This window comes from Oscillospiraceae bacterium, from assembly GCA_015067255.1.
GTDB lineage: Bacteria > Bacillota > Clostridia > Oscillospirales > SIG519 > SIG519.
In genome coordinates this window covers 39,682-52,131 of record SVMS01000001.1, presented here as the reverse complement: position 1 = coordinate 52,131, position 12,450 = coordinate 39,682, and the positions used below count along the sequence as shown (strand labels likewise).

At 36.1% G+C, this 12,450-nt stretch carries 13 protein-coding genes; 7 read left to right on the top strand and 6 right to left on the bottom strand.

Translation table 11 applies throughout. The features are described from left to right. Positions 1–43: 43 nt before the first annotated feature. From lysS to E7480_00265, 4 genes are all read right to left on the bottom strand, one after another. Positions 44–1,537 carry a lysine--tRNA ligase gene (gene lysS, locus E7480_00280; protein ID MBE6903031.1) on the bottom strand — a complete coding sequence of 498 codons (1,494 nt, stop codon included), beginning with the start codon at positions 1,535–1,537 and terminating at the stop codon, positions 44–46. Between the two features lie 83 nt (positions 1,538–1,620). After that, complete coding sequence (greA, locus tag E7480_00275; protein MBE6903030.1) at positions 1,621–2,088, bottom strand: transcription elongation factor GreA; 468 nt, start codon at positions 2,086–2,088, stop codon at positions 1,621–1,623. A 201-nt stretch (positions 2,089–2,289) separates the two neighbouring features. Beyond that, positions 2,290–3,150 carry a hypothetical protein gene (locus E7480_00270; protein ID MBE6903029.1) on the bottom strand — a complete coding sequence of 287 codons (861 nt, stop codon included), beginning with the start codon at positions 3,148–3,150 and terminating at the stop codon, positions 2,290–2,292. Between the two features lie 62 nt (positions 3,151–3,212). Further along, positions 3,213–4,082: an EamA family transporter gene (locus tag E7480_00265; protein ID MBE6903028.1), complete on the bottom strand. Its 870-nt coding sequence runs from the start codon at positions 4,080–4,082 to the stop codon at positions 3,213–3,215. Positions 4,083–4,239: 157 nt separating this feature from the next. Here E7480_00265 and E7480_00260 point away from each other — a divergent pair, with 157 nt between their 5' ends. From E7480_00260 to E7480_00250, 3 genes are read left to right on the top strand one after another with little or no spacing between them, the layout of a single operon-like run. Further along, positions 4,240–4,524, top strand: coding sequence for a hypothetical protein (locus E7480_00260; GenBank protein ID MBE6903027.1), 285 nt, complete (start codon positions 4,240–4,242; stop codon positions 4,522–4,524). 6 nt (positions 4,525–4,530) lie between these two features. After that, positions 4,531–5,292, top strand: coding sequence for a class I SAM-dependent methyltransferase (locus E7480_00255; GenBank protein MBE6903026.1), 762 nt, complete (start codon positions 4,531–4,533; stop codon positions 5,290–5,292). 12 nt (positions 5,293–5,304) lie between these two features. After that, positions 5,305–6,174, top strand: coding sequence for an Hsp33 family molecular chaperone HslO (locus E7480_00250; GenBank protein MBE6903025.1), 870 nt, complete (start codon positions 5,305–5,307; stop codon positions 6,172–6,174). On the opposite strand, the gene E7480_00245 is transcribed toward E7480_00250, so the two are convergent. Beyond that, a complete protein-coding gene (locus E7480_00245) occupies positions 6,157–7,257 on the bottom strand; it encodes a hypothetical protein (protein ID MBE6903024.1) in 1,101 nt (366 codons plus the stop codon). The genes E7480_00250 and E7480_00245 overlap by 18 nt on opposite strands. Before the next feature lie 111 nt (positions 7,258–7,368). On the opposite strand from E7480_00245, the gene dusB reads away from it, so the two are divergent. The 4 genes from dusB to E7480_00225 all read left to right on the top strand — a co-directional run bounded on the left by dusB (position 7,369) and on the right by E7480_00225 (position 11,779). Continuing rightward, entirely contained in the window at positions 7,369–8,304 is a 936-nt protein-coding gene (gene dusB / locus E7480_00240; protein ID MBE6903023.1) for a tRNA dihydrouridine synthase DusB, read from the top strand. Positions 8,305–8,308: 4 nt separating this feature from the next. Then, positions 8,309–8,905 carry an RNA polymerase sigma factor gene (locus E7480_00235; protein ID MBE6903022.1) on the top strand — a complete coding sequence of 199 codons (597 nt, stop codon included), beginning with the start codon at positions 8,309–8,311 and terminating at the stop codon, positions 8,903–8,905. After that, positions 8,905–9,702, top strand: coding sequence for a hypothetical protein (locus E7480_00230; GenBank protein MBE6903021.1), 798 nt, complete (start codon positions 8,905–8,907; stop codon positions 9,700–9,702). Before E7480_00235 ends, E7480_00230 begins: the two co-directional genes overlap by 1 nt. A gap of 100 nt (positions 9,703–9,802) precedes the next feature. Next, entirely contained in the window at positions 9,803–11,779 is a 1,977-nt protein-coding gene (locus E7480_00225; GenBank protein MBE6903020.1) for a hypothetical protein, read from the top strand. Between the two features lie 216 nt (positions 11,780–11,995). Here the strand turns inward: E7480_00225 and E7480_00220 are convergent, their stop codons facing one another. Next, entirely contained in the window at positions 11,996–12,430 is a 435-nt protein-coding gene (locus E7480_00220; GenBank protein ID MBE6903019.1) for a hypothetical protein, read from the bottom strand. Positions 12,431–12,450: the final 20 nt, after the last annotated feature.

The window sequence follows — 12,450 nt, the reverse complement described above, 5'->3', positions numbered from 1 at the left end:
AGATGTCGTTACAAACAATCCTCTCAAAGCTGTATATAGTGGTTTACTTCTCCAATGTTTTCATTGTGGGGAAGAGTAAAACGTCTCTGATTGAAGCGCTGTCGGTGAGGAGCATAACAAATCTGTCAAGACCGAAGCCTAAGCCGCCTGTTGGGGGAAGACCGTATTCCATAGCCATTAGGAAGTCTTCATCAACCTCAGCGTTAGCGCCCTGCGCTCTTTTTGCTTCAACCTGCTTAACAAATCTTTGACGCTGGTCAATGGGGTCGTTAAGCTCGGAGAAGGCATTTCCCATTTCTCTTGTATAAATGAAAAATTCAAAACGCTCTGTAAAGAGAGGGTCGCTTGCCTTTCTCTTTGCAAGAGGTGAAATTTCAACGGGATAATCGTAAATTATTGTGGGCTGAATAAGCTTTTCTTCAACATACTCCTCAAAGAAAGCTGCCAATACGTCGCCCTTTGTTGCGGTTGCTTCAACCTCTACGTGTTTTGCCTTAGCAGCCTGTCTTGCCTGCTCGTCATCTGCCCAGTCGTTGTAATCAACATCAGCATACTTTTTAACGGCTTCAACCATAGTAAGACGTTCCCAGGGAGCACACATATTGATTTCTGTGCCCTGATAAGTAATAGTTTCTTTTCCTGTTATTTTCTTTGTGATAACCTTAAACATGTCTTCAATAAGGTCCATCATACCGATATAGTCGGTATATGCCTGATAAAGCTCTATTGAAGTAAATTCGGGGTTATGCTTAACTGACATACCCTCGTTTCTAAAAATTCTGCCAACCTCGTAAACCTTATCAAAGCCGCCTACGATAAGTCTCTTAAGATAAAGCTCTGTTTCAATTCTCAGATACATATCTATATCAAGAGTGTTGTGATGTGTGATAAAGGGACGGGCGGAAGCTCCTATTTCAAGGCTGTGTAAAACAGGAGTGTCAACCTCAAGGAAGCCTAAATTATCAAGATAATTTCTTACCTCATTTGTAATTTTACTGCGCAAAACAAAGGTGTTTTTAACCTCGGGATTAACAATAAGGTCAACATATCTGCGACGGTAGCGAGTTTCTGTATCCTTAAGGCCGTGCCATTTTTCAGGCAGTGGAATAAGAGATTTTGATAAAAGAGTATATTCTGTAACGTTTATAGAGGTTTCTCCCATATGAGTTACAAAAACAGTACCCTTTATTCCGATAATATCGCCTATGTCGAGCTTTTTGTACTGTGCGTATTCTTCTTCACCGATATTGTCACGGCGGACATATATCTGTATTCTGCCGGTATTATCCATAATATCGGCAAAGGAAGCCTTACCCATCATACGCTTGCTCATAAGTCTGCCGGCAAGACAAACCTCCTTGCCGTCATAATCACTCAAATTAGTTTTTATGTTGTTTGCATAAGCATCTACAGGATATTTAACCTCTGCAAAAGGGTTTTTACCCATTTCCTGAAGCTCTTTAAGTTTTTCTCTTCTTATTTGCATTTGCTCGTTAAGCTCTTCGGTGCTTTGCATTACTTCCATTTCTTCAGACATTTTCAGTTTTCCTTTCCATTTTACGTCTATAAAAAGATATTTAAAGTGTCGCTATGAAGGAAACCCTCTCAGCGACACAAAAATTACTGTAAGCTTATTTCAAGAATTTCAAATTTTCTGTTAACTGCCGCAAGCTCTACAACGGCGCCAACTTTTTTACCTAACATAAGCTTTCCTAAAGGACTTTGGTCAGATATTTTACCTTCGCTGGGATTAGCCTCAAAAGAGCTTACTATACTATATTGCAGTTCAACATTCTTGTTTAAATCCTTAAGCTTTACAATACAGCCTAAGCCTACCTCTTCACTTGAAAGCTCATCATCAGCAATAACGATTGAATTGTTAATCATATCTTCCAATTTGCTGATTTTAGCTTCAAGCTTAGCCTGCTCGTTTTTAGCTTCATCATATTCGCTGTTTTCCGAAAGATCTCCAAAAGAACGGGCTTCTTTAATTTTTTGCGCTATTTCTTCACGCCCTACGGAAATAAGATATTCAAGCTCTTCTTCAAGCTTTTTCTTTGTGCTTGCCGAAATTTTGCTTTGACTCATCAAATTCTCTCCATTCATATTTAAAACCCATTAAATTTTTTAAAATATATCAGACTGATTGTTTCACAAAAAAGATTATATCAACAAACAGTCTAAAAATACATTTTAACATTATACTTTTTTTCTTAACGATTGTCAAGTGTTTAACAAAAGCCCGATAAAAATTGTAATTTAGTACAAAAATATAGCAGATTTATGTAGCTATATAACAAAATCGGAATAGTTTTTCTTTAAGAGTGTTTTAGGTGTAACCATACGCCCAAAGGAGTAAAAATTTGTAAATGAATTTTCTTGTGTATCGCTATTTTGCTCATCAAGAACGCAGGAGATTTCCCAAGGAGTTATACTGCCTTTGCAAAGCTCTGCCTGAGCACTTGAAAGAGGCTTTGAAAATGCAGTTATTACAGAGGATTGTAAGTAAGCTTTGGGCAAAAAATCCTTGTCAACGGTTATAATAACGGTATGATTGCTGATACGGGCATTTTTAAAGATTTCGTCTGTCAATGAAAGACATATCAGTATATCGGCATTTTCTGCCGGCTGATAGCTTTGAGTTACTATTGTTGCCGCCCCGTATTGCAAAGCTATTTCATCCTGAATGTCGGAATATCCGTCCACATCCTGAGTTATGAGAGTTACATTTTCAAAGCTTTTGGCACAGTTTGTCAAAAGGTCTGATGCCGTAATGCTTTTATCTTTTTCGCAAATACAGATTTTTAATTTTTTTGCATTTTCACCAAGCTCACAGGATAGGGATTTTATAGCTTTAAAAAGGTTTTTCTTTAAATAGTTTTCGGAATAGGCATATGTGAAGCCGTTGTCCTCCAAAAGCTTACGGCAACCGCCGGTGCATAAAAATTTGCTTATTTTATCTCTCTTCATTTCTGCAATAAGCTTTTTCTCGCATCTTTTGGTAAGAGTACCGTTTGGTAGAGGCATATAGGCTTCGTAAATTGCCATATTTTCCTTAATACTTTTTAAAACGCAAGGAAATAAAAAGCGCAAAAGCTTTGCAAAAGCGCCTCTTTGTCTGTCGTATTTAACATAGACAAGTGCAAGCATACAATCACCATATTTCTTAACAGTATATGATGAAATATATGCACACAATTTTTGAAAAATAACTAATCTTTGTCAAGTGAACAGATAATAACAGCGGATAAAATTAAAACAATCCCAAGACATATAAAGAAGTCAAGCTTGTCATTAAAAAATAAAACACCTAATACACAGGCAAAGGCAGGCTCGACAGTGGCAATAACAGAAGCTTGTCCCGAGGGTATGCTTCTGAGTCCGTATGTATAAAGAATATAAGGAAGGGCACAGGTTAAAACTCCTGCAGCAACACATATTGACAAAAGCTTTATATCTGACATCTGAGAAATAATATTATTAAAGCGAATAAAGGGGATACAGGCTAAAAGAGCGCATAAAAAAGTGTAAAAGGTTACTGTGACAGTGCCGTATTTTTTAACTCCGAAACGTCCGAAAATACTGTAAAGTCCATAGCCTAAGCCTGAGAGAATACCTACTACGATATTGTACCATATTACGCTGTGATTTTGAGAAAAAATTCCCGTTACAGCAAAGCAGCCGCACACCGTGACAGCTATAGAAATTATTTTAAATAATGACAGCTTTTCTTTGAAAATAAGAGCTGAAAAAATCATAACAAAAACGGGGGCAGTATAAAGAAGAGCAGCGGCTACAGACATAGAAATATTTTTTATCGTATAAAAATAGCATAAATTAAAGAAAAAGAAGCTGAAAACACCCATACCTATAAAAATCCATATGTCTTTAAAGCGGATTTTCAGCATAGCTTTGTCCTTAATAAGCATATAAACAAGCAAAATTAAAGAGGTAAAAAACACCCTGTAAAAAACTATGTCAAAATTGGAAAGCCCGAACTGAGAGAGCGTATTTACAAAAATGCCCATAGTACCCCATAACAGCGCCGAAGCAACAATACAAATTACAGATTTGATTTTCAAATTACCAACTCCATTTAAAAAACTATAGATATTATATCATAAAAAATAAAAAAATAAAGTACAATTGACTTTTTTACTTTAATGTGCTAAAATGATACACAGTAATATGAAAAAGGTGGGGAAGGCAAATAGCTTTATATGGGCGTTTGCTGAAGAAATGAATAAAAAGCTTAAAAACGAAAGCACCGATAAATTATTTTCTGCAATTATCAAGCTTGAGACTATTGAGGATTGCTATAATCTTTTTGACGATTTATGTACTGTTTCTGAAATTAAAGCAATGGTACAGCGCTTTGAGGTTGCAGGAATGTTAAAGGAAAAGCGTTCATATTCGGAAATCGTAGAAAAAACAGGCGCAAGCACAGCTACGATAAGCCGTGTAAACCGCTGTCTTAATTACGGTAGTGACGGCTATAAAAAAGCACTTGAGGATGCTGAATAATCATTTTTGAAAAGGAAAGATTTTTTAATGTATGGCACTTTTTCAAAGTTTTATGACAGCTTTACAGATGACGTTGATTATTTAAAAATTGCCGACAGATACGAAAAAATATTTGCAAGCTTAAAATATAAGCCCTTGGAAATTCTTGATATGGGCTGCGGTACGGGAAGTCTTACCTTGGAAATGGCGCAGCGTGGTTATGATATGACAGGGGTTGATATATCTGCCGAAATGCTCGATGCTGCTATAAAAAAAGCTCAGAGCGCAGGGGACAGTAAAACCCTTTTTATAAATCAGGATATAACCGAGCTTGATTTATACGGCACTGTTGATGCCGTTGTTTCTTCACTGGACGTTGTCAATCATTTGCTGACGAAGAATGAGCTTGTAAGCTGTTTTAAAGGTGTCAGTATGTTTCTTGTTCCCAAGGGTATTTTTATTTTTGATATAAATACACCCTATAAATTTGAAAATGAATATGCCGATAAAACGTATGTATTTGAAAATGAAAATGCCACTTGCATATGGCAAAATGATTTTGATAAAAGCTGTGGAATTTGCGATTTTTATTTAACCTTTTTTGAAAAGCAAGAAGCTCTGTACGAAAAATTTACAGATAGCTGCAGCGAAAGAATGTATACAATTTCGGAAATTGAAAAAGCTTTGCAACGTGCAAATATGAGGCTTTTAAAAGTATATAATGAGTCCCTGAAGTCCCTTAAGGAAAAGGATACACGGGCAATAATAGTAGCATTGAATGAAAAATAAGCGAGGATAACTATGAAGGATATTTTGACAAGAGCATTGACAAAGGACGGCTCTGTAAGAGCGTTTGTTATTAACAGCAAAAATATAGTGAGTAAGGCTTTTGATATTCATAAAACCTCTCCCGTAGTAACTGTTGCGTTGGGAAGAGTGCTTACCGTAGCATCTATTATGGGCGCTATGCAAAAGGAAGAAAATTCCGCCTTGACTCTTAATTTCTGCGGCGGCGGTGCAGCGGGAAATCTTGTAGCTGTATCGGATAATCAAGGAAACGTAAGAGGCTATGCTGTAAATCCCGTAGTTGATTTACCCTTAAACAGTAAGGGACAGCTTAATGTAAAAGCGGCTGTTGGGGTATGGGGAAGTATGTCTATTATAAGAGATTTGGGTAACGGTAAAAATTATAACGGAACTGTGCCTATCGAATACGGAGAAATTGCTCAGGATATAACCGATTACTATACAAAAAGCGAGCAGATACCTACCGTATGTGCTTTGGGTGTCAGCGTTGAAAAGGACTGGAGCGTTAAATCTGCAGGCGGTTTTCTTGTTCAGCTTATGCCAAACGCACAGGACGAAACTGTTGATATTCTTGAAAAAAACATAAATAAAATAAAATCGGTAAATGCTCTTTTTGAAGGGGATTTAACCAACAGAGATATTTTAAATCTTATTTTTGAGGGAATAGATTACAGTATTTTAAGCACTACAAATCCCGAGTATAAATGTACCTGTTCTCAGGAGCGTACATTGCGTGCCATTCTTTCCTTGGGAAAAGAGGAGCTCGAAAAAATGGCAGATGACGAAAAAATCGAAACCACCTGCCATTTCTGCAATAAAAAATATAGCTTTGACCCAAAAGAAGTACTATCTTTGCTCAAATAATTTCAGTAAAAACAAAGCCATAGCAATCAGAAAAATAACACAAAAGAAACCTATAAACGCAGACGGCGGGAAAAACAGTAAAAAACTGTTGAGTAAGCTTGTCTGCGTTTTTAATTTCAGCTCATTTAAAGGAATTGTTTTTGAGGTATCAATTTTTTGAGGAACGATATTTATTATAGGTAAGGACTGAGTCTTTTCCTTGTAATCTTCAAGGGCAGAGGGATATGGCTTTTTGTTAAAGCTATGGTCCTTTAAAATAGTTTCATCGCTTTTCAAAAAATAATCATAACGGATTTTTCCGCTGTCCAAAATTGTTATTGGGTCGTCCCAGGTAGCGTCCATATGATACCATAGATTATCAAGCTTTATAAGATTCCAGGTGTGCGCTTCGTTTTGAGCTCCGTTTAAGCCTTTTGCATCTAAAAGAATTATTCGGCTTTCTATTCCTGCCTCTTGAAGCAATTTATATATAAGACCCGTGTATGCACTGCAAACTCCCTTGCTTTGTTCAATCAAATCCGAAGGGTTGTGAATTTCATTTTCTGAAGAGGTATCATAGGAATATTCAGAAACAACAAAGTCGTGAATTGCCTTAACCATTTCATACTGTGTTTTGTTTTTCTGAGAAAGCTTTTCTATGACGCTTTTTGAAAAGCTTTCAAGCTTTTGTATATCGCTCATTTCCTCGTCCCAACGAAAAGAATAAATAATACGAAGCTTTGACGGTTTCCCGTTTGATGAAGAATTTTTCCATACCGTTTTTGAAATGGAATACTGCCTTAAAATCAAAGCGTTGTAGTCCTTTCCTTCGGTTTGCATATACTCTGTTATAATTTCTGATTCAAGTCCCGTCTGTCCCTTTAAAAGCTGATCATAAGTAAATTCTTCAAGTCCTTTACCTGTAAATATAACAGTTGTTTTTGTGCAAAGGTTGTCCATTTGTGAATATATAAAATTCTTTGCCCGTGAGATAAATTCCTGTGAGCTGTCTGCGTGAATAGTTAATTCATTTTCCTCTTGCGCATAGACATTTAAGCTCGAAACAAGAACAAAGACAATAATAAAACATAAAAATTTTTTCAATATTTTTATCCTTTCTCAAAATAGGATAAAAATATTTTGCGCAGAAAAATACCGATAATTCACATTGAAAAAAGACATTGTATGTGCTATACTGAGCTTAAGGTGTTTGATATGAAAATAAAAAATATTAATTTGAAAAATGAATATGCTCTTGCACCTATGGCAGGCTTTACAGATAAAGCTATGCGCATACTCTGTAAGGAAAACGGTGCGGGACTTCTTGTATCTGAAATGGTAAGTGCAAGAGGCATTTACTATAACGATAAAAAAACAAAACTGCTTATGGAATTTTGTGAATATGAGCGTCCGTTTTCTGTTCAGCTTTTTTGTAATGAGCCTCATATAATGGCGTATGCGGCGGCATTTTGCGAACAGCTTGGCGTTGATATGATTGATATAAATATGGGCTGTCCTATGCCTAAAATCGTAAATAACGGGGACGGCAGCGCTCTTATGAAAAATCCTTTGCTTGCAGGAAAATTGGTTGAAGCGGCTGTAAAGGAAGTTAAAATACCCATAAGCGTAAAAATGCGTCTTGGCTGGGATGAGAAAAACAAAAACTGTATAGAGCTTGCCCGTATCTGTGAGCAAAACGGTGCTTCGTTTATATCGGTACACGGAAGAACAAGAGAGGGAATGTACTCTGCGCCCATTGATTATGAAACAATTTCAAAAGTTGTAGAAGCAGTAAAAATTTCCGTATTCGGCAACGGAAATATCTGTGATGTCGAAAGTGCTGAAAAAATGAGAAGAACAGGCTGTGCAGGCTTGATGATAGGAAGAGCCGCAATAGGAAACCCATTTGTTTTTAAAACAGTTAAGGACGGCTTTGAGCCTACTGTTCAGGATAAGCTTGATATGGCACTAAGACATTTTAAATTACTTTGTGAATTTAAAGGTGAAAATATTGCAGTAAAAGAAATAAGACCTCATATAGCGGCATATTTAAAAGGAATTAAAAACTCCCACATTGTCAAATGCAAAATTTTTGAAACTCAGAATGCAAAGGAGATAGAGGATATACTTCAAAGTATCGGAAAGGACTGAGAAAATGCCTGTTGACAGAAAAATTATTCAAAAAGCAAAGCTTGGGGACGAATACAGCTTTGAGTGCATAGTTAAAGAGTATCAAAAAAAGGTTTACGGATACGCTCTTGCCAAAACAAAGAACTCCGACGATGCTCTTGATTTATCCCAAAATATTTTTATGAAGCTTTATAAAAGCATAAAAAGCTTTAGAGAAGAATGTTCCTTTGACACTTTTTTATATAAAATTATTTTCACCGCTACGGCTGATTTTTTAAAGAAACGCTTATCAAATCAGACCTCCTCTCTTTATAATGAGGACGGAAAAATTACAGATATCAAAGACAGCGTTGATGTGGAAAAGGATTACGAGAAAAAAGAAATGATGTCAGAGGTTATAAACGCTCTGGAAAGTCTTTCAAAAGAGCAAAGAGAATGTTTTATTTTAAGAAACATAAACGGCTATTCTTATAAAGAAATTTCAAAAATTACGGGAATTGGCGAAGAAACGGTTAAAACAAGAATACATAGGGCAAGAAATAAGGTTATTGAAATAATCAAAAAAGACGGGAACAAAAATAAAGTGCAACCGTCTAATATATCGAAGGGAGATGAGGAGTAATGGATTGTAAAAGCTTTAAAGAGCTAATAATGCCGTATATAGACGGCGAAAACATAGACAGACAAGCCTTTGAAGAGCATATGCAAGCCTGTGAAGAATGCAGAGCTGAATATGAGCTTGTAAAGAGTATTTTTGAAGCCTCCTCATCAATAGGACAGGATTTAAATGAAGATTTTTCAAGGAATGTTATGAGAGAAATAAGAAAAGAAAAAATGCGTAAAAAAACTGTTTTGAAAAGAATATTTGCAGGAGTCGGCACCGTTGCTGCAATTTTTGTGATTTGCTTTATCGGTTCAAACGATTTCTTTAAATTCGGCGGAATTAAAAACAATATGGATTCAGAGATGAAAGATGAAGCTCCGCAAGCTTCAAGCAGTAATTCAAACAGCTACTATGTTACCGATGAGGAAACAGAGAAAAAAGCGGAAGATACAAGCAGTAATCAAAGCACTGCCATTGTAGGTGACAGTGATAACAGCGCAAGCTCTAACGAGCAATTTTCACTGCTTCCTTTTTCCATTAAAAATATTTATCGAATAGACGATAATGATACCTTTAAATACGTAATTAAAATAGACTATGAAACGGGTAAAAAGCTTATAGGACATAAGGATATAGCCTTTTTATGCGACAACGATATTCCCTTGCTTATGTCAGAGCTTTCTATTGAAGAAATTGAGGCGCTTTGCAATTCAAACGGAATAAAGGTTTTGGAAAAATGCACCGATTACAGCTACGGCGGATTGAGAAAAAATGCAAGCTACGGAATAGTATATCTTTATAAAGAGGTAAATTAAAAAGCATATAGGTTGAATTTATTAGAATATAGGTTGATAAATAATTGCCTGTAAAGTAAAATTATAATGATAATAAAAATGTCAAACAAAGGAAGAAAAAATGAAAGTATTTGAAAAATCAGTTCCTGTTTGGAGTCAAAAAAAGTGCGTCAATCAATATGTCTGCTTCAGGCAAAGCTTTTGTCTTGAAGAAATTACAGAGCTTAGCTTAAACATAAGAGCGCACAGCAATTATATTATCTATATAAATAAAATTCCCGTAAGCTTTGGGCAATATCAGGATTACAGCTTTTATAAGGTTTATGACAGCTGTAAAATTCCTGTCGATATTTTGAAAAAAGAAAACACCGTTGATATTTTAGCCTATTATCAAGGGGAAAGCACAAGCACCTACAGAGTGGCAGAGCCCTCTTTGATTTTTGAAATTCTGCAGGGCAAAGAGCCTGTGTGCGTAAGCTCGGAAAATACACTTTATTCGGATAATACAGGCTACAAAAGCGGCGAAATCGAAAAAATAACCCTACAGCTTGCCTTTACCTTTGAATTTGACTGCAAAATAGATTTTCTTGAAAATGAAGACAAGCTTTATAAAAAACCGATTGTTTTGCAGGACAATAAAAAATATTTTAAAAGGCCTGTCAAAAAGCTTGAAATTACTGAAAAAGTACCTACTGAATGTGTTTTTAAAGGCTCTTTTGCGGATACACAGGGTGAAAGTCCCGCTATGAAAATGCACAGAGCATTTTTAAGTACGGTAGAAAATATAGGGGACGGAAGCTGTTATATCTTTGATATAAAAAGAGAAACAGCGGGCTATCTAAATTTGGAAATAGAGCTTGATAAAAACTGCGATATAATAGCAGGCTACGGAGAGCATCTTGAAGATTTGAGGGTGCGTAGCTTTGTGGGAAACCGTAATTTTGCATTTTTGCTGCATGGTAAAAAGGGTGTAAATAAGTTTGTTTATCCCTTTACAAGAGTAGCAGGAAGATATATTCAGCTTCATATTTATTCCCATAATTCAAAGGTTAATTATTGCGGAGTTAATAAAGCAGAGTACCCTCTTAAAAGCATTGTAAGCTTTAAAAGCGAGGATAAATTACAGGAAGAAATTTATAATATATCAATAGATACTTTAAGACTGTGTATGCACGAGCATTATGAGGACTGTCCTTGGCGTGAGCAGGCGCTGTATGCTATGGACGCAAGAAATCAGATGCTTTGCGGATATTATGCCTTCGGTGAATATACCTTTGCAAAAGAGTCATTAAGGCTTTTGGCTCTTTCACAAAGAGATGACGGTCTTATGGAGCTTTGCGCACCGGCAGAGGTGCCTATAACAATTCCCGTATTCTCTCTTATGTGGATAACAGCTCTTTATGAATATTACATATACAGCGGGGACACAGCCTTTGTCAAAAAAATGCTTCCTGTTGCCAAAAAGGTTTTTGCAAACTTTAAAAAGGAAAACGGTCTTTTCCTTAATCCCGTAGGAAAACAGTATTGGAATTTCTATGAATGGAACGAAGGCTTAGACGGAGAAAAATTCAGCTATAGGCTTGACAGCGGTCTTAACTTATTCTATTTGTTCTCCCTTAAAAATTTTGTTGAGCTTTTAAAGCTTTTAGGTGAGGACAACAGCTTTTATGAGAAAGAGAAGAAAAATCTTGCAAGGGCAATAAACAGTACCTTTTATAAAAAGGAAAAGGGCGGCTATATATTCAGCCTCGAAAAAGAGGAAACGCCTGAGCTTATTCAGGTTTTGGCGCTGTGCTGTGATATTGTAAGCAATAAAAAATCGCTTGCACAAAAGGTTATGAAGGATAGCTTTATGCCTAAGTGTACATTGAGCCATACCATATTCAAATACGATGCGTTGCTTTATAATCAAGAAAACAAGAGATACGTTTTTGAGCAAATAAATAAAATATGGGGCGATATGATAAAGAAGGGAGCAACAAGCTTCTGGGAAACTCAGAAGGGCGCAGCTGATTTTGATAATGCGGGAAGTCTTTGCCACGGTTGGTCTGCAATCCCTGTATACATATATTTAAAACATAAGCAAAAAAATCCTTAACAGCCAACAGCAAGAGCAGGGTGAAACAGGCATAAACATAAAGCCTTGTACTGCATATGATGACGAAATAAAATATTTTACAGACTGTGTTGAAAAAAATCTTTGGCCGGATATCATAAAACAGCAGGAATTAGAAACAGTAATAGAGATATTGAACAAATAAAAATTGCCAAAAAATCCGAGGTTCACATTTTATCGTGAATCTCGGATGCTTTTTTACAAATATTGTCTTATATCGATGGCAAGCTGTTCTTCTAAATTTATAAGACGCTTTGTAATATCTTTGGACGCCTCGTCTGCGGCTTTGTATTGGTTAAGATATTTATTGAGCGACTTTACCCCCATATTACAGCCGTCAGTCATTAAATCGGCAATAACATTATCAGACGTTTCCATAGCAATTTTCATTTCCGTTTTCATTTTAGACATACCCTTAGCTATGGGATTTGGCTCTTTTCCCTCATCGTGAAATCTTTCTAATGCCGCCTGTAATTCACGGTCTAATTTTTCGTGCTCTTTTTTGCAATCAATAAGCTTTTCACGAAATTCTTTTTGTTGTACATAGTCTACAACATCGTCAATAGATTTTACGCCCATTTTAATTCCCGCATCACACTCACGAAGCAATTTTATAGTGTCTTTTTCTATCATATCAAACATCTCCTGAATAT